Here is a 17,702-nt window from a genome sequence, read left to right on the forward strand (position 1 = left end):
CGGACCGCGCCCCGGCCGGGCCCTCACCCCCAGCCGTGCGAGGCGTCCTCGTGCATCGGCGGGCACGTCCCGCCCGGCTCCGTCGCGGCCTCGAAGTGCCACATCTCGTTCGCGTACGTGCGGCACAGGCCGAACCGGGGGCCGTGCTCGCCGAGCCACAGCGCGCCGTCGGTCGGCCCGACGTCGATCGCGAGGCCCGCGACGTGCTCCGAGGTCTCGGGCGGGAGCACCCACCGGTGGGCCTCCTCGGGCGACCCGTAGCGCTCGAGCGCCGCCTCGACGAGCTGCTCCTGCTCCGCCGCGGTGCGCCAACCCGAGGTGAGCGTCAGCTCGACCCCCTCGGCGTCGGCGGCGGCCCGCGCCTCGTCGAAGCGGCGTTCGAGCTCGGGGTCCAGCCCGGTCGCGGTCTGGGGGCGCAGGGTGGGCGACGGGTCGGCGACGGCGTCGCCGTCGTGCGTCGTCACGGTGAGGTACGTGAGCGCGCCCGCCGCGCCGAGCGCACCGACGGCGAGGACGCCGAGCACGGTCCGGGCGACGCGCCGCGGGCCGCGAGGGCCCGGGACGTGGCGGGCGGGCGGGGTGGGGCGCAGGGGTGTCGTGGTCATGGGACGAGGCTCGCCCGCGGCGACCTCGCGCCACATCGACCCGACGGCGACTCCTCGGCCCCGCCGTGCGGTGCAGCCGGGCGGGGAGCGTCCGCCCCCGGCCCGACCTCGTTCCGCCCTGGGGCGGAGGCGGCACGGGCCGGGTTCCCTCCCGGGGCGGTGCCGCGCACGACCCGCCCCGGCTACCGTGGACGCGTGCCCCAGCCGACCCGCCTGCCCGTGTGGGCGCAGGACCTCGCGACCGCGCTCGTCGCGGGCGCCGTGTGGTTCACCGTGGTCATGGTCATGGAGCGCGGCGACTACTGGTACCCGCGCTTCCCCGACTCGTACCGGATCGCCGGGCTGGGGATCGTGCTCGCGCTCGCGCTGCGGCGCGTCGCGCCCGGCCCGCTGTTCTGGGGCACCGTCACGCTCTACCCGCTCGCGATCCCCTGGATCATGCAGACCCCGTTCGAGCTCGTGCCGCTCATGATCGCGGCCTTCGCGGCGACCCGGTCCGGGGCGGTGCCGCCGGTCCTGGCGACGGTCGGCGCCGGCCTCGCGGCGTTCGCGCTGCAGCTCGCGGGTCGCCCGGGCCTCGTCCTGCCGCCCCGACCCTTCTTCGTCGAGGAGCTCTGGGTCGCGAACTCCCCCTCCGACGTCGTCCTCGCGCTCGCCCTCGTGCTCGTCGCCGTGGCTGCCGGGTACTTCTTCCGCCGCCTCGCCCTCACGTCCGAGAGCCTGCGCGAGCGCAACGCCGAGCTCCAGGAGCTCCAGGCCGAGCTCGCGGAGCGCGCCGTGCTCGCCGAGCGCACGCGGATCGCGCGCGAGCTGCACGACGTCGTCGCGCACCACATGTCGGCGATCGTCGTGCGCGCCCAGGCGGCGGACCGCGTCGCGGCGAACCGCCCGGACGCGCCGGCCGAGGCCGTGCGGTGGATCGCCGACGAGGGCAAGCAGGCGCTCACCGCGATGCGGTCCGTCGTGCAGGTGCTGCGCCGCGGCACCGAGGCCGACGGCGGCACCGCGGCCCTCGCCCCGACACCCGACGGCGACCGGGCCGCGGACGAGCTGCGCGCGGCCGCCCGCCGCCTGCGCGACGCCGGGCGCGCCGTCGACCTCACGCTCCCCGACCCGTGGCCCGCGACGAGCGCCGAGTCCGGCCTCGCCGTCGTCCGCATCGCCCAGGAGGCCCTGACCAACGTGCTGCTGCACTCCCTCGCCCACGACGTGACCGTGACGCTGACCGACCGTGCGGGCGACCTGCGCCTGCGCGTCCACGACCCCGGACCGCCGCTGCCGAGCACCGACGGGCGGCAGGGCCACGGCCTGACCTCCATGCGCGAACGGGCGCTCGCGGCCGGGGGCGCGCTGTCCGCCGGGCCGGACGGGCGCGGCGGCTGGACGGTCGAGGCGCGAGTCCCCCGGGCGGCGGCGTGAGCGCCCCCGGCACGGGCACGACGCCGGTGCGCGTCGTCGTCGTGGACGACCAGGCGACCATCCGCCTGGGCCTGCGCATGATCCTCGACAACGAACCCGACGTCACGGTCGTCGGCGAGGCCGGGGACGGGGAGACGGCGGTCGCCATGGCGCGCGCCCTGCGCCCCGACGTCCTGCTCATGGACGTGCGCATGCCCCGGCTGGACGGCATCGAGGCGACCGCGCGCATCGTGGCCGACCCCGAGCTCGCGGCGGTGCGCACGCTCGTCCTCACGACGTTCGACGACGACGAGTACGTCTACGGCGCGCTGCGCGCGGGTGCCGCCGGGTTCCTCCTCAAGGACGCGGACCCGCAGTCGCTCGTCGACGCCGTGCACCGCGTCCACGCCGGCGACTCCCTGCTCGACCCGGCGGTCACGGGCCGCATCATCTCGACCTACGTCGAGCTCGCCCGGCAGGCGCCGCTCGCGGCCTCCGACGCCGTCGAGACCGGGTCCGCGGTCACCGGGCTCGACGCGGCGACCCCGCGCGAGCGCGAGGTGCTCCTCGCGGTCGCGCGCGGCCTGTCGAACCGCGAGATCGGGGCGGAGCTGCACCTCACCGAGGCGACCGTGAAGAGCCACGTGCGGTCGCTGCTCACCAAGGTCGGGCTGACGAACCGGGTGCAGCTCGTGATCCTCGCGTACGAGGCCGGGTTCGTGCGGCCGGGCGGCACGGCCTGAGCCCGGCTCACGCCTCCGGGGGCAGGCCCTCGACCGCGTGCCCGAACGCCTCGACGATGCGCCACATGTCGCCGAGCAGCACCTCGAGGCGCTGCTCGAACCCGTCGCCCACGTAGACCCACGTGTCGCGCGACCCGTCCCTGCGGTGGAGCGACACCACGAGCTCCGACGCCGACCGCTCGTCCCGGTGCACGCCGTCCGGCGACGCGTGCGCCGCGAGGGTCGTGGCGGGCACCGTGAGCTCCGGGCCGAGGTGCTTGCGGTCGTGCGGGTGGTCGCTCTCCTCGTGGACGGCCACGCACCACGGCGGGCAGTCGTCCACCTGCCAGGACGGCCTCCCGAGCGGCGAAGCCCACACTGCTGATCCCCCTGTCGTGCTGTCGAGCACGTCGGTCATGCCGATCACCTCCCCGGCGACGGGACCATGATGCCGGGGGCGTCCGACACGCCGGACCGCGCCGTTACGAAGGCGGTGGACGGAGGAGCGAGACGGGGTCGACGTCGAGCCGCTCGGCGAGCTTCTCGACCGAGCGGAGGGTCAGGTTGCGCTCCCCGCGCTCGACCCCGCCCATGTAGGTCCGGTGGACGCCGAGGAACTCGGCGAAGTCCTCCTGGCTCATCCCGCGGCCGACCCGGAGGGTCCGCAGGTTCTCACCCAGCGCGCGCTGCAGATCTCCTTGCACGCGTGCAACCGTCACCCAGCGCTACTCCTCGGTCTACAGACTTATCGGTATCACCCCGTTCTCGAACGACCCCCTCCCCCCGCTCCGCGAGGGGCGCCCGCGCGACGCGTGCTACTCATAGATAGCACACTGCGGGCCCTCCCGTCACACGACGGAGCCCGACGGCGGAAGGGGACTCGCGCCGTCGGGCTCCGGGTTTCGTGGGGCCGGGAAGGGTCAGCCGGCCACCACGCTCCCGGCAGGCGGGGTCGCCGCCTGCCCGTCCTCGGTGCTCGCGCCCTCGTGGGCCGCGAGACGCTCTGCCCGCACGACCTCGCGGCTGCTGCCGCGGTAGGCCGCGACGAGGATGTCGCGCATGTCCTCCAGGACCGGCATCCGCGGGTTCGCCGGGGCGCACTGGTCCTCGAACGACCGGAGCGCGAGGTCGTCCAGGCGGCTCATGAACGCCCGCTCGTCGACGCCCTGCGCGGCGAACGTCGCCTCGATGCCCACCTTGGCGCGCAGCTCCTCGACCGCCCTCGCGTACGACTCGACGCCCTCCTCCGGGGTGGAGGCCGGCAGCCCGAGGTGCTTCGCGATCTCCTGGAACCGCTCCGGGGCCACGTAGCGCTCGTACTTGGGCCAGCTCGTGAGCTTCGTGGGCACCTGGCCGTTGTAGCGGATCACGTGCGGCAGGAGCACCGCGTTGGTGCGCCCGTGCACGAGGTGGAAGGTCGAGCCCACGGTGTGCGCCATGGCGTGCACGATGCCGAGCATCGCCGAGCCGAACGCCATGCCCGCGATGGTCGCCGCGTTGTGCATCTTCTCGCGGGCCTTCGGGGCCGCCGCGCCCTGCGTGACCGAGTCCTCGATGTGCTCGAAGACCATCTTGATCGCCTGCAGGCACAGCCCGTCGGTGAAGTCGTTCGCGTAGACGGAGACGAACGCCTCGGTCGCGTGCGTGAGGGCGTCGAAGCCCGAGTCGGCCGCGAGCTTCGCCGGCATGGTGTCCGTGAGCACGGGGTCGACGATGGCGACGGTCGGGGTGAGCGCGTAGTCCGCGAGCGGGTACTTGAAGCCCGTCTCCGGGTCGGTGATGACCGCGAACGGCGTCACCTCCGCGCCGGTGCCCGACGACGTCGGGATGCACACGAGCTTCGCCCTGCCCCCGAGCTCGGGGAACTTGTAGGCGCGCTTGCGCACGTCGAAGAACTTCTCCCGCATGTCGGAGAACTCGATCTCCGGGTGCTCGTACCGCAGCCACATGACCTTGGCGGCGTCCATCGGCGACCCGCCGCCGATCGCGATGATCGTGTCGGGCTCGAAGTCGCGCATCGACTCGGCGCCGCGGTTCACGGTGCCGACGCTCGGCTCGGGCTCGACCGCGTCGATGATCTGGATCGCGACCTTCTCCTCGCGGCGGGCGAGGACGTCGAGCACGCGGTCGACGACGCCGATGCGGCTCATGACCTTGTCGGTGACGATCGTGACGCGGTGCACGTCGCGCATCTGGGCGAGGTACTGGATCGAGTTCGGCTCGAAGTACGTCTTGGCGGGCACCTTGAACCACTGCATGTTGTTGTTGCGCCGCCCGATCCGCTTGACGTTGATGAGGTTGACCGCCGACACGTTGTTCGACACCGAGTTCGCGCCGTAGCTGCCGCAGCCGAGCGTGAGCGACGGGAGCAGCGCGTTGTAGATGTCGCCGATGCCGCCGAGCGACGTCGGGCTGTTCCACAGCACGCGCACGGCCTTCACGCGCGACCCGTAGCGCTCGACGAGCGCCTCGTCGGACGTGTGGATCGCGGCCGAGTGGCCCAGGCCGTCGAGCTCGACCATGCGCTCCGCGAGGCGGACGCCGTGCTCGGTGTCGCGCGCCCGCAGGACGGCCAGGACGGGCGTGAGCTTCTCGCGGCTCAGGGGCTCGTCGGGGCCGACGTCGTCGATCTCGGCGAGGATGATCGACGTGTCGTCGGGGACCTCGAACCCCGCCTCGCGCGCGATCCACACCGGCGACTTGCCCACGACCTTCGGGTTGAGCTTCGCCCCGGCGCAGTTCGTGCCGTTCGCCTCGACCCCGAAGATCAGGCGCTCGAGCATCGCCTTCTCGGCGGGCGTCACCCGGTAGGCGTGCAGGCGGGCGAGCTCGCGCATCGCGTCGTCGTAGATCACGTCGTCGAGGATGAGCGCCTGCTCCGAGGCGCACACCATGCCGTTGTCGAACGCCTTCGACATGACCACGTCGTTGATCGCGCGGCCGAGGTCGGCGGTCTTCTCGACGTAGGCCGGGACGTTCCCCGCGCCGACGCCGAGGGCGGGCTTGCCTGCCGAGTAGGCCGCGCGGACCATGCCGTTGCCGCCCGTCGCGAGGATGAGCGCGACGCCCGGGTGGTGCATGAGCGTGCTGGTCGCCTCGATCGACGGGTGCTCGACCCACTGGATGCAGTCGTCGGGCGCGCCGGCCGCGACCGCGGCGTCGCGCACGATGCGGGCCGCCTCGACCGACGAGCGCTGCGCGCTCGGGTGGAACGCGAACACCACGGGGTTGCGCGTCTTGAGCGCGATGAGCGACTTGAAGATCGTGGTCGACGTCGGGTTCGTCACCGGCGTCACGGCGCACACGACGCCGACGGGCTCGGCGATCTCGACGACGCCCGTGAGCTCGTCGCGACCGATGACCCCGACCGTCTTGAGGTTCGCCATCGAGTTGGGCACGTGCTCGCAGGCGAAGATGTTCTTCGTCGCCTTGTCCTCGAAGACGCCGCGCCCGGTCTCGGCGACGGCCATCTGCGCGAGGTGGCCGTGCTGGTGCAGGCCGGCGACGGACGCCTTGAGGACGATCCGGTCGACGTCCTCCTGCGTGAGGCTCATGTACTGGTCGAGCGCCTTGCGGGCCCGCTCGACGAGGACGTCGATCTCGTGCGTCGTGCGGGTGTCCTCGGTGCGGTTCTCGACCTTCGTGCTGGCGCTCTTCGCGCTCATGCGTCCCCTCCGGTGCCCGACCTCGCCGGGCGTCGGCCGCGGGTGTGCCGGGGCCGGGATGCCCCGGCTCCTTCGGCGGTCTCTCTACTTGTGAAGGTTTTCACAAGCCGCGCGTCCCCACAAGGGTCCGGCCCCGATGCGGGCCGAAGGTCCCCGCCTCCTCGTGACCTCCGCACCGCGGCCAGCGCGCCGTAGGGTGGGTGACCATGACCGCCGAGCAGACGACGAGCCCCTCGCCCGCGACCGAGAGCCGCGCCGCGACCGACCGACCGGACGGCACCCCCCACGACCCGTACCTCTGGCTCGAGGACGTCGAGGGCGACGAGGCGCTGGCCTGGGTCCGCGCCCGCAACGCCGAGGTCGCCGACACGCTCGAGACCGCCGACGAGTTCGCCGCGACCGAGCGCGCGATCCGCGAGGTGCTCGACTCCGACGCTAAGATCCCCGAGGTCTCGAAGATCGGCGACCGGTACTACAACTTCTGGCGCGACGCGCAGCACGAGCGCGGCGTCTGGCGGCGCACGACGCTCGAGTCCTACCGCACCGACGACCCGGAGTGGGAGACCGTCCTCGACCTCGACGCGCTCGCCGCGGCCGAGGGCGAGTCGTGGGTCTGGCACGGCGCGAGCGTCCTGCGCCCGACGCCGGAGCAGCTCGCCGCGGGCGAGCCGTGGCGGCACGCGCTCGTCGAGCTCTCCCCCGGCGGCTCCGACGCCGACGTCACGCGCGAGTTCGACCTCGTGGAGAAGCGGTTCGTCGCGCCGGAGGACGGCGGCTTCCACCGCGCCGAGGCCAAGGGCTCGCTCGGCTGGATCGACGCCGACACCGTCTACGTCTTCACCGACTTCGGCGAGGGCACGCTCACGCCGTCCGGGTACCCGCGCGTGGTCAAGCGCTGGACGCGCGGCACCCCGCTCGACGCCGCGGTGACCGTCTACGAGGGCACCGACGAGGACATGTACATCTCCGCCTGGCGCTCGCACACGCCCGGGTTCGAGCGCGACTTCGTGCACCGCTCCAAGGCGTTCTACTCCGACGAGCTCTACCTCGCCGAGCGCACCGGCACGCCCGAGCAGCGCCTGACGAAGATCGACGTGCCCGACTCCGCAGAGGTCGGCGTGCGGCGCGAGTGGCTGCTCGTCGAGCTGCGCGACGACTGGACCGTCGGCGGCACGACGTACCGCGCCGGGTCGCTCCTCGCGGCCCGGTTGGACGACTTCCTCGCGGGCGACCGCGGCTTCACCGTGCTCTTCGAGCCGACGGCGACGACGTCGCTCGCCGGCGCCACGTGGACGCGCCACCACCTCGTCGTCAACGTGCTCGACGACGTGAAGAACCGGCTGCACGTGCTGACGCCGCCGGACGCCGGGGGCGCCGTCGGGCAGGAGGCCGCGGACGCGCCGTGGGTGCGCTCGGAGATCCCGGGCCTGCCCGCGCTGGGCACGGTCGCCGTCGGGGCGGTCGACCCCGTCGACACCGACGACCTCTGGCTCGTCACGACCGACTACCTCACGCCGACGACGCTCTCGCTCCTGTCGCTCGGCGAGCACCCCGGCGACGCGGGCGCGCCCGAGGTCGTCAAGTCCAACCCCGCGTTCTTCGACGCCGACGGCATGACGGTCGCGCAGCACTTCGCCACGTCCGACGACGGCACGCGCGTGCCGTACTTCGTCGTGGGCCGCGCGGACCTCGTCGCGGGGGCGGGCGACGGCGGCACCGGGACCGGCACCGCGCCCACGCTCCTGTACGGGTACGGCGGCTTCGAGATCTCGCTCACGCCCGCGTACTCCGGCGCGCTCGGCCGCGCGTGGCTGTCGCAGGGCGGCGTCTACGTCGTCGCGAACATCCGCGGCGGCGGCGAGTACGGGCCCGCCTGGCACCAGGCCGCGCTCAAGGCGAACCGGCACCGCGCCTACGAGGACTTCGCCGCCGTCGCGCGCGACCTCGTCGCCCGCGGGATCACCACGCCCGAGCACCTGGGGATGGAGGGCCGCTCCAACGGCGGCCTGCTCGCCGGCAACATGCTCACGCAGTACCCCGAGCTGTTCGGCGCCGTCATCGTCGGCGTGCCGCTGCTCGACATGCGCCGCTACACGAAGCTCCTCGCGGGGGCGTCGTGGGCCGCGGAGTACGGCGACCCGGACGACCCGGAGCAGTGGGAGTTCATCCGCACGTTCTCGCCGTACCACCTGTTCGACCCCGAGCGCGACTACCCGCCCGTGCTGTTCACGACGTCGACGAAGGACGACCGCGTCCACCCGGGCCACGCGCGCAAGCTCGCCGCGAAGATGCTCGGCGAGGGCAAGGACGTCACGTACTACGAGAACGTCGAGGGCGGCCACGGCGGCGCCGCGAACAACGCCCAGGCCGCGCACATGGCCGCGGTGCACTACCGCTTCCTCGCCGAGCACCTCGGCTGACCGGGCGCTCCCGCCGGGCCGAGCAGGTGGTCCTGGTGCGTCCGCGAGACCGGACGCGCCAGGACCACCTGGTCGGCGAGGTGCGGGCGAGCCTCAGGAGTGCGGCACCGTCGCGGTGATGAGGGTGCCGTCCTCGCGGCGGTTGCCGGAGAGGGCGCGCAGGCTCGGGCGGCCCGGCCTGACCGGGCCCTGGCCGTCGAGCGCGACGCGCGTGACCTCGCCCGGGACGACCTTCACCTGCTCGCCCCGCACGACGACCTGCGCGCCGTCGCCGGTCTCGGCGTCGAGCTCGATCGCGTCGGGCAGCACGGTGACGCGCAGCCGCGAGCCGCGCCACTGCACGCGGAACGTGAGCGACTCCCACTCCTGGGGCAGGCGCGGGTCGAACGTGAGGTCGCCCTCGGAGTCGCGCATGCCGCCGAACCCGTACGCGAGCGCGGACCACGTGCCGCCCGCGGACGCGACGTGCACGCCGTCGGACGCGTTGGCGTGCAGGTTCGCGAGGTCGACGAAGATCGACGACACGAAGTACTCGAGCGCGAGCTCGTGGTACCCCACCTCGGCCGCGACGATGGACTGCACGACGCCCGAGAGCGTCGAGTCGCCCGTGGTCAACGGGTCGTAGTACTCGAAGTCGGCGAGCTTCTCCTCGGCGCTGAAGTGCTGCCCCTGGAGGAACAGCGCGAGCACGACGTCGGCCTGCTTGAGCACCTGGTAGCGGTAGATGACGAGCGGGTGGTAGTGCAGCAGGAGGGGCCGCTTGTCCTCGGGCGTGTGCGCGAGGTCCCAGATCTCGCGCTCGAGGAAGTGCGAGTCCTGCGGATGGATGCCGATGCTCTCGGCGTACGGGATCGACATGTGGTCGGCCGCGCGGACCCACTCCGCGGCCTCGTACGCGCCGAGCGAGAGCCGGTCCACGAGACGCGCGTAGTCCTCGGGGTGGTCGGCCTTCATGCGCTCGACGACGTACGCCGCGGCGCGCAGGTTGAAGCGCGCCATGACGTTCGTGAAGAGGTTGTCGTTGACGACGGTCGTGTACTCGTCCGGCCCGGTGACGCCGTGGATGTGGAAGTTGTCGTCGCCGTTGGCGCGCCAGAAGCCGAGGTCCTCCCACATGCGCGCCGTCTCGACGAGGATGTCCGCGGCCTCGCGGCGCAGGAAGTCCTCGTCGCCCGTCGCGCGCACGTACTGCACGAGCGCGTAGCTCACGTCGGCGTCGATGTGGTACTGCGCCGTCCCGGCCGCGTAGTAGGCGGACGCCTCCTCGCCGTTGATCGTGCGCCAGGGGAAGAGCGCGCCCTTCTGCGACAGCTCCGCGGCGCGGCGCCGGGCGGCGTCGAGCATCTGGTAGCGGAAGCGCAGCGCGTTGCGCGCGTACCGCGGGCTCGTGTACGTGAGGAACGGCAGGACGTAGATCTCGGTGTCCCAGAAGTAGTGCCCGCTGTACCCGGAGCCGGTGAGGCCCTTCGCGGGGACGCCGTTGCCCTCGGCGCGGGCCGTGGCCTGCGCGAGCTGGAACAGGTTCCAGCGCACGGCCTGCTGGACGCCCGGCTGGCCGGGGATCTCGACGTCCGAGCGCGCCCAGAAGTCGTCGAGCCACTCGCGCTGGAGCGCGAGCTGGGCCTCGACGCCGGTCTCGCGCGCCCGGTCGAGCGTGCGCCGGCAGCGGTCGACGAGCTCGCGCGACGGCACGCCGCGCGACGTGTGGTACGCGACGAGCTTGGTGAGCCGGATCGGCCGCCCGGGCTCGGCGTGCACGCGGAACACGTGCTTCGCGAGGTCGTCCTCGGCGAGCGTGCGCACGTCCCACTCGTTCTCGGTCTCGAGCAGGTCGTCGGCCGCGACGGCGAGCGTCATGCCGGAGTTGGTGCAGCGGTAGGACAGCACGAGGCGCTCGTCGTCGCCGAACTGCGTCTGCGGCTGGAGCACCCGCCCGGTGAACTGGTTCGACTTGCGCGGGTCGAAGCCCTCCCCCAGCGACGCGGACCGCACGTGGTACTCGTCCTGGCCGTCCTGGCGGTTGAGGATCTGGGACGAGATCGCGACGGGCGCGGCCGCGTCGAGGAGCGTGACCTCGAACGTCATGACCGCGAGGTGGCGCTCGACGAACGACACCATGCGCTGCGAGCGGATCTGCACGCGCTTGCCCGACGGCGTGCGCCACAGCAGCTCGCGCCGCAGGACGCCGTCCTGGAGGTCGAGCGAGCGCTCGTAGTCGATGAGGTCCGCGACGGGCAGCAGGAGGGGCTCGTCGTCCACGTAGAGGCGGATGACCTTGGCGTCCGGGACGTTGACGATCGTCTGCCCGACGCGCGCGAAGCCGTACGCCTCCTCCGCGTGCCGGATGGGCCACGTCTCGTGGAAGCCGTTGACGAACGTGCCGTGCGAGTGGGACTCGCGGCCCTCCTCGACGTTGCCGCGCATGCCGAGGTAGCCGTTCGCGACGGCGAACAGCGTCTCGGTGACGCCCAGGTCCTCCGCGGAGAACTGCGACTCGACGAGCCGCCACGGGTCGGCCGGGAAGCGCAGGCGGTCGACGGTGCCGCGCTCGTCGGCGGTCCGGCGGATCACGCGCCCGCCTCCTCGTCGGCGGGGGCGGTCACGGCGGGACGGGCGACGTCGGCGGTCGCCGCGCGGGGACGGTCGAGGACCGTCGCGTCGAGCTCGCCGAGGTCGGCCACGACGACGTCGGCCCCGTGCGCGAGCAGCGCGTCCGCGCCCACCCCGCGGTCGACGCCGAGCACGAGCCCGAACCCGCCGGCCGCACCGGCCTGCACGCCCGACAGCGCGTCCTCTACGACGACGGCCTCCGCGGCGGGGACGTCGAGCAGCTGCGCCGCGTACAGGTACGTGTCCGGTGCGGGCTTGCCGGCGACGTGCTCGCGCGCCGCGACGTTCCCGTCCACGACGACCGCGAACCGGTGCGTGAGCCCGGCCGCCGCGAGGACGGCCGGGGTGTTCCGCGACGACGACACGACGGCGACCGCCGCGCCCGCCGCGGTCACGGCGTCGAGGAACCGGACCGAGCCCGGGTACGGCGCGATGCCCTCCTCGGCGAACATGCGGTTGACGATCTCGTCCTTGCGGTTGCCGAGCGCGCACACGGTGGACTCCCCCGGCGCGTCCGTGACCTCGCCGCGCGGCAGCGTGACGCCCCGCGACGCGAGGAACGTCGCGACGCCGTCGTACCGCGGCTTCCCGTCGATCGACGCGAAGTAGTCCGCGGCGGTGTACGGGGCGAGGCCGTGCGCGGCGCAGTAGGGCGCGAACAGCCGTTCCCAGGCGCGCATGTGGAGCTCGGCGGTCGGCGTGAGGACGCCGTCGAGGTCGAACAGCACGGCTCGCAGGACGGGCATGGAGATCCTTCGCGGTGGGGGGACGAGGGTCTGCGCCCGGCCGTTCCCGCGCCGTCCGGAGGCCGCGGGACGGCCGTCCGCACGTCGCCGTCGTGACCGTCGCGCGAGGTCAAGCGTACGCACCCTGAGCCGTGCGCGGAAAGCGCTCAGGGCGTGTCCGGGCGACGCTCAGGCGTGGGCGCGCTCGGCCAGGACGTCGGCGACGCGGCCGAGGTTCGCGAGCAGCGCGCGGTGCTCGTCGGGCGTGCCGGCGACCCCGCGACCGGGGCCGCCGCCGACGCCGGACCGCGGCGCGCCGAGGAGCGTCACGTCGTCGAGCGCGGGCAGCCCGAGCCCGATGCGACGCCACGGCACGCTGACGAGGTCGGCGAGCTCGCCCAGCGCCGGCCCCGCGCACTGCGAGACCTTCGCGGGCGGCAGCGCGGCCCAGAGGCGCACGCCGCGCTCGACCGCGCGCGCGACCGTCTCCCAGGACCGCTCGTCCCACGCGCCGAGCGTCAGGCCGACCGCGTCGGCGCCCGCGAGGACGACCGGCGCGACGCCCACCCAGGCGGGCCCCACGTGGACGACCGTCGACGCGGACGCGGCGCGCGCGGCGTCGAGCACCGGGCGCAGCCCGTCCACGAGGTCCGGGCCGGGGACGGCGCGCAGGCGCGAGTAGCCCGAGAACGTGGGCAGCACGCCCGCGCCCACCTGCGCGAGCAGCGGCTCGTCCACCTGCACGACGACGTCCGCCCCCGGGACCTGGCGGCGCACCTGCGCGACGTGCTCGGCCACGCCCGCGGCGAGCGCCTCGACGACCTCGCGCACCGCGCCGCGGTCGGACAGCACGCGGTCGCCGCGCGCGAGGTACACCTCGGCGGCGAGCGTCCACGGCCCGGTGACCGTCACGGCGAGCGGCCCCGCGTACCCGGCGCCCGCGATGGCGAGCGCCTCCACGTCCTCGCGCAGGTACGCCTCCGCGCGGCGCAGGTCCGCCCCGCCGTGGTCCGCGAGCTTCCAGCCGTGGGGGCCGAGCTCGACGGGCAGCCCGGGCAGCAGCGCCGCCGTCCGCCCCGTCGCGTCGGCCCCGGGCCCGCGGCCCGGGAGCTGGACGAGGAACGGCACGCCCCGCACGCCCGTCGGCACGTCGGCGAGGTCGCCGAGCACCGTGAGCTGCGCCTCGAGGACGTCCGCGCCCTCTCCGCCGGGCCACGGCCCGAGCCCGCTCACCGCGGTCATGCCGCACCCCCGCGCGCCGCCTCGCGCGGCAGACCGCGCACCTCGTCACGAACCACGTGCCGTCCACCTCTCTCCAGGAGCACACCGGAACACCGAGCCGTGCCGCGACCCCGCCGGGGTCCGGGGGCCGCACGGCCGTCCCGCGGAAGGACCCCGCCATGGGCACGCACGAGAACAAGGCCGCCGCCGTCGCCGTGCACACGCACGCGATCCCGGGCAACCACGCCGACGCCGTCGCGGCGCTGCTCGCGCCGGGCTTCCGCAACCACGACGCCGCACCGGGCGGCGACGGGGGCGACGAGGGCCTCGTCGCGACCATGCACTGGTACGCGGACGCGTTCGAGGACCAGCGCGTCGAGGTGCTGCACGCGGTCGCGGAGGGCGACCTCGTGGCGCTGCACGTCGAGCTCAGCGCGCGGCACACCGGCTACTTCCGCGGCGTCGCGCCGACGGGCCGCCGCTTCCGCGTCCGCGAGATGCACGTGCTGCGGTTCACCGAGGGGCGCGCGGCCGAGCACTGGTGCGTGCGCGACGAGTCGGCGCTCGTGCGGGCGCTCGCTCACCCGGCGGCCGTCGGCGTCGGCTGAGCCTCCGGCTCGCGCGCGGCGCCGGGGCCTCGGCCGGCCCGGTACGCCCGGTCGACCGTGCCCTGACCGAGCACGCGCGTGCCGGCGTAGACGACGAGCGACTGACCGGCCGCGACGCCCCGGAGCGGCGTGCCGGTGAGCTCGACCTCGATCGACCCGCCGGGGACGGCGCGCACGCGCGCGGGGACGGGCGCGCCGTGCGCGCGCACCTGCACCTCGACGTCGGCCGCCTCCCCCGCGGGCGGGCACGCGTCGTCGAACCACACGGCGGCACCCGCCTCGATCCGGTCGACGCTCAGCAGCTCGGCCGGGCCGACGACCACCCGGTTGCTCGCGGGCTGGACGTCGAGCACGTAGCGCGGGCGGCCGTCGGGCGCGGGCCGGTCGATCCCGAGCCCCTTGCGCTGGCCGACCGTGTACGCGTAGGCGCCGTCGTGCTCGCCGAGCACCGTGCCCTCCGCGTCGACGATCTCCCCCGGCCGTGCGCCGAGGCGCGCGCGCAGGAAGCCCTGGGTGTCGCCGTCGGCGACGAAGCAGATGTCGTAGGAGTCGGGCTTCGCGGAGACCGACAGGCCGCGCCGCGCCGCCTCGGCGCGGACCTCGTCCTTCGACGCGAAGCCGCCGAGCGGGAAGATCGCCCGCGCGAGCCGCTCGGGACCCATGACCGCGAGGACGTACGACTGGTCCTTCGCCGTGTTCGGGGAGCGGTGCAGCTCGCGCACCGTGCGCACCCCGTCCGGCGCCGACGCGTCGGGGACCTCACGCGTCTCGACGCGCGCGTAGTGGCCGGTCGCCACCGCGTCGAACCCGAGCGCGGTCGCCTTGTCGAGCAGCGCCTCGAACTTGATGTGCTCGTTGCAGCGCACGCACGGGTTGGGGGTGCGCCCGGCCTCGTACTCCGCGAGGAAGTCGGCCACGACCGTGTCCTCGAACCGCTCGGAGAGGTCCCACACGTAGTACGGGATGCCGAGGACGTCGGCCGCGCGCCGCGCGTCCCCCGCGTCCTCGATCGAGCAGCACCCGCGCGAGCCGGTGCGGAACTGGTCGCGGTCGCGCGAGAGCGCCATGTGCACGCCGACCACCTCGTGCCCGGCCTCGACCGCGAGCGCCGCGGCGACGGCCGAGTCGACGCCGCCCGACATGGCGGCCAGGACCCTCACGCGGCGCCTCCCGTGCGGCTCGTGACGCGCGTGCGCGCCGGGCTCGACGCGAGGCCCGCGGCCCGGGCGCGCTCGACGGCCCGGGGCAGGGCGTCGAGGAGGCGCGCGACGTCGTCGCGCGTGGACGTCACGCCGAGCGAGAAGCGGAGCGCACCCCGCGCGTCCGCCTCGGGGACGCCCATGGCGAGCAGGACGTGCGACGGCTGCGGCACGCCGGCCTGGCACGCCGAGCCGGTCGAGGCCTGCACGCCCGCAGAGTCGAGCAGGTAGAGCAGGGAGTCGCCCTCGGCGCCGGGGAACGTGAAGTGGGCGTTGCCGGGCAGGCGGTCGACGCCGTCGTGCGCGCCGGGCTCGGGCCCGCTGAGGACGGCGTCCGGGACGCGCTCGCGCACGCCCGCGACGAGCTCGTCGCGCAGCGCGGCGAGGTGCGCGGCCCGCTCGGCGCGGCGCGCGACCGCCTCGGTCACCGCGACGCCGAACGCCCGGATCGCCGGGGCGTCGAGGGTCCCGGAGCGCACGCCGCGCTCCTGGCCGCCGCCGTGCAGCACCGGCGTGAGCGGGGCGTCGCGCCGGGCGACGAGCGCGCCGACGCCGACCGGGCCGCCGAGCTTGTGCCCGGAGACGGTCATCGCGTCGAGACCGCTCGCGGCGAAGTCGACCGGCACCTGCCCGACGGCCTGCACGGCGTCGGAGTGCACCGGGATGCCGTGCGGGCGCGCGAGCTGCACGACCTCCGGCACGGGCTGCAGCGTCCCCACCTCGTTGTTGGCCCACATGACGGAGATGAGGGCGATCTCGTCGGCGTGCTCCGCGATCTCGGTGCGCAGGGCGGCGAGGTCCACGCGCCCCTCGGCGTCCACGGGCAGCAGGACGATCTCGGCGCCCGCGTGCTCCGCCATCCAGAACGCGGGGTCGAGCACCGCGTGGTGCTCGACGGCGGACACGACGATGCGCCGCCGGCGCGCGTCGGTGGTGCGCCGGCCCCAGAACAGGCCCTTGACCGCGAGGTTGTCGGCCTCCGTGCCGCCCGCCGTGAAGACGACCTCGCTCGGTCGCGCGCCGAGCGCGGCGGCGACCGACTCGCGCGCCTCCTCGACCGTGCGCCGCGCGGCGCGCCCCGCGGCGTGCAGCGACGACGGGTTGCCCGTGCGGGTCAGCTCGTCGACGAACGCGTCGCGCGCCGCCGGGGACAGCGGCGTCGTGGCGGCGTGGTCGAGGTACGCCGTCACGGGGACGGGGGTCGGCCCGCCGTGCGCGCCGGGGCGGGCGCCGGTCGCGGGGCCGGGAGCAAGGGTCACGGTCACCCAGTCTACGAACCGCAGGGCCGCGCTCGTGGTCCGAGGGGTGGGCGGCGCTGGACATCCCGGCGGAAAGCGCTAGGTTGTGGGACATCTACGCCCGGCCGTCGCCGGGCGCTCGCCCGGTCGCAGGACCGCCGTCGCGCGCCACACGTCGCCGCGGGACGGGAACGTGCCGCGGGCGGGACCGTCCAGCCACCGACAGGGGAAGTGGCCTCTCGATGCCCGACGACGTCGCGCCGCCCGCCGTCGAGGCCGCCGGGGACGTCCCGGTCGCCTCGGGCGGCCGACGCCTGCTCTGGGCCGACCTGCCGCTCGCGCTGCGCGACGAGCTGGAGGCGGTCGCCGGGGGCAGGGTCGTGCACGAGCGGTCGGTCCCGGCGGGGTTCAGCCCGGGGCTCGCGTCCGTCCTCACGCTCGACGACGGCAGCCGCCTCTTCGTCAAGGCCGCACGGACCGCCGACGAGCCCGTGGCCGCCGACCTGCACCGCGCCGAGGCGAAGGTCGCGACGCGGCTGCCCCGCGCGGTCCCCGCGCCGCGCTTCGCCTGGGGCCACGGCGACGGCGACTGGGTCGCCCTCGCGTACGAGGCGGTCGACGGGCGCTCGCCCGGCACGCCGTGGGACCCGCACGAGCTCGACCGCGTGCTCGCGGCGCTCGTCCGCGTCGCGTCCGTGCCCGGCGCCCGGGCGATGCGCCTGCCGCCGACCGGCCCCGACTTCGCCGACATGGCGACCGGCTGGCGGGCCCTGCGCGCGCACCCCGACCCCGGCCTCGCCACGCTCGTGCCCTGGGCCGCGACGCACCTCGACGCGCTCGCCGAGGCCGAGCGCGGGGCGCTCGTCGCGTGCGAGGGCGAGTCGTTCGTGCACGGCGACCTGCGCGCCGACAACGTGCTGCTGACCCCGGAGAAGGTGTACCTCGTCGACTGGCCGTACGCGTCGCGCGGCGCCGCGTGGCTCGACCTCGCGATGCTCCTGCCGAGCGTCGTCATGCAGGGCGTCCGGGACGTGTGCGAGCCCGTCACCGTGAGCGCCGACCCGGCGCGACGCGCACGCGGGGGCGCCTGGGCGGCTGCGACGTTCGCCGCGCACCCGCTCGGCCAGGACGTGCACCCCACGGACCTGCGCGCCGTCGTCGCGGGGATCGCCGGGTACTTTCTGCACTCCGCGCGGCAGCCCGCGATCCCGACCATCCCTCGCCTGCGACCGTTCCAGCGTGCCCAGGGCGTCGCGGCCGTCGCGTGGCTGGAGCAGCTCGGGCTCTGAGC

The 17,702-nt window shown here is 74.8% G+C and carries 14 protein-coding genes; 5 read left to right on the plus strand and 9 right to left on the minus strand.

Annotation, left to right across the window (positions count from 1 at the left end; genetic code table 11):
• Nucleotides 1–23: 23 nt before the first annotated feature.
• Entirely contained in the window at nt 24–605 is a 582-nt protein-coding gene (locus B9L22_RS13040; protein WP_081896044.1) for a M15 family metallopeptidase, read from the minus strand.
• 195 nt (nt 606–800) lie between these two features.
• Here B9L22_RS13040 and B9L22_RS13045 point away from each other — a divergent pair, with 195 nt between their 5' ends.
• Nucleotides 801–2,024, plus strand: a complete 1,224-nt coding sequence (locus tag B9L22_RS13045; protein ID WP_086150722.1) for a sensor histidine kinase — start codon at nt 801–803, stop codon at nt 2,022–2,024.
• Nucleotides 2,021–2,746, plus strand: a complete 726-nt coding sequence (locus tag B9L22_RS13050) for a response regulator transcription factor (RefSeq protein WP_031315413.1) — start codon at nt 2,021–2,023, stop codon at nt 2,744–2,746. The genes B9L22_RS13045 and B9L22_RS13050 overlap by 4 nt, the downstream gene beginning before the upstream one ends.
• A 7-nt stretch (nt 2,747–2,753) precedes the next feature.
• Here the strand turns inward: B9L22_RS13050 and B9L22_RS13055 are convergent, their stop codons facing one another.
• The 3 genes from B9L22_RS13055 to adhE all read right to left on the minus strand — a co-directional run bounded on the left by B9L22_RS13055 (nt 2,754) and on the right by adhE (nt 6,390).
• Nucleotides 2,754–3,143 (minus strand): hypothetical protein, encoded by a 390-nt coding sequence (locus B9L22_RS13055; RefSeq protein ID WP_143317300.1) that lies wholly within the window; start codon nt 3,141–3,143, stop codon nt 2,754–2,756.
• A gap of 64 nt (nt 3,144–3,207) precedes the next feature.
• Nucleotides 3,208–3,429, minus strand: a complete 222-nt coding sequence (locus B9L22_RS13060) for a helix-turn-helix domain-containing protein (protein ID WP_031315411.1) — start codon at nt 3,427–3,429, stop codon at nt 3,208–3,210.
• Between the two features lie 216 nt (nt 3,430–3,645).
• Nucleotides 3,646–6,390: a bifunctional acetaldehyde-CoA/alcohol dehydrogenase gene (gene adhE / locus B9L22_RS13065; protein ID WP_086150724.1), complete on the minus strand. Its 2,745-nt coding sequence runs from the start codon at nt 6,388–6,390 to the stop codon at nt 3,646–3,648.
• Between the two features lie 206 nt (nt 6,391–6,596).
• On the opposite strand from adhE, the gene B9L22_RS13070 reads away from it, so the two are divergent.
• Nucleotides 6,597–8,810 carry a prolyl oligopeptidase family protein gene (locus B9L22_RS13070; RefSeq protein WP_086150725.1) on the plus strand — a complete coding sequence of 738 codons (2,214 nt, stop codon included), beginning with the start codon at nt 6,597–6,599 and terminating at the stop codon, nt 8,808–8,810.
• 93 nt (nt 8,811–8,903) lie between these two features.
• Here the strand turns inward: B9L22_RS13070 and B9L22_RS13075 are convergent, their stop codons facing one another.
• From B9L22_RS13075 to B9L22_RS13085, 3 genes are all read right to left on the minus strand, one after another.
• The gene (locus B9L22_RS13075; protein WP_086150726.1) at nt 8,904–11,381 is read right to left on the minus strand and encodes a glycoside hydrolase family 65 protein; all 2,478 of its coding nucleotides are present in this window, start codon (nt 11,379–11,381) and stop codon (nt 8,904–8,906) included.
• The gene (locus tag B9L22_RS13080; RefSeq protein ID WP_086150727.1) at nt 11,378–12,166 is read right to left on the minus strand and encodes an HAD family phosphatase; all 789 of its coding nucleotides are present in this window, start codon (nt 12,164–12,166) and stop codon (nt 11,378–11,380) included. Before B9L22_RS13080 ends, B9L22_RS13075 begins: the two co-directional genes overlap by 4 nt.
• Nucleotides 12,167–12,334: 168 nt before the next feature.
• Complete coding sequence (locus tag B9L22_RS13085) at nt 12,335–13,387, minus strand: hypothetical protein (RefSeq protein WP_086150728.1); 1,053 nt, start codon at nt 13,385–13,387, stop codon at nt 12,335–12,337.
• Between the two features lie 158 nt (nt 13,388–13,545).
• Here B9L22_RS13085 and B9L22_RS13090 point away from each other — a divergent pair, with 158 nt between their 5' ends.
• On the plus strand, nt 13,546–13,974 hold the full coding sequence (locus B9L22_RS13090) for an ester cyclase (RefSeq protein WP_076406036.1): 429 nt from the start codon (nt 13,546–13,548) through the stop codon (nt 13,972–13,974).
• Here the strand turns inward: B9L22_RS13090 and mnmA are convergent.
• Nucleotides 13,947–15,134, minus strand: a complete 1,188-nt coding sequence (gene mnmA, locus B9L22_RS13095; protein WP_086150729.1) for a tRNA 2-thiouridine(34) synthase MnmA — start codon at nt 15,132–15,134, stop codon at nt 13,947–13,949. The genes B9L22_RS13090 and mnmA overlap by 28 nt on opposite strands.
• The gene (locus B9L22_RS13100) at nt 15,131–16,363 is read right to left on the minus strand and encodes a cysteine desulfurase family protein (RefSeq protein ID WP_086150997.1); all 1,233 of its coding nucleotides are present in this window, start codon (nt 16,361–16,363) and stop codon (nt 15,131–15,133) included. Before B9L22_RS13100 ends, mnmA begins: the two co-directional genes overlap by 4 nt.
• 290 nt (nt 16,364–16,653) lie before the next feature.
• Here B9L22_RS13100 and B9L22_RS13105 point away from each other — a divergent pair, with 290 nt between their 5' ends.
• Nucleotides 16,654–17,700: an aminoglycoside phosphotransferase family protein gene (locus tag B9L22_RS13105; protein ID WP_086150730.1), complete on the plus strand. Its 1,047-nt coding sequence runs from the start codon at nt 16,654–16,656 to the stop codon at nt 17,698–17,700.
• Nucleotides 17,701–17,702: the final 2 nt, after the last annotated feature.

This window comes from Cellulosimicrobium sp. KWT-B (genome assembly GCF_002127155.1).
Taxonomy (GTDB): Bacteria; Actinomycetota; Actinomycetes; order Actinomycetales; family Cellulomonadaceae; genus Cellulosimicrobium; species Cellulosimicrobium funkei.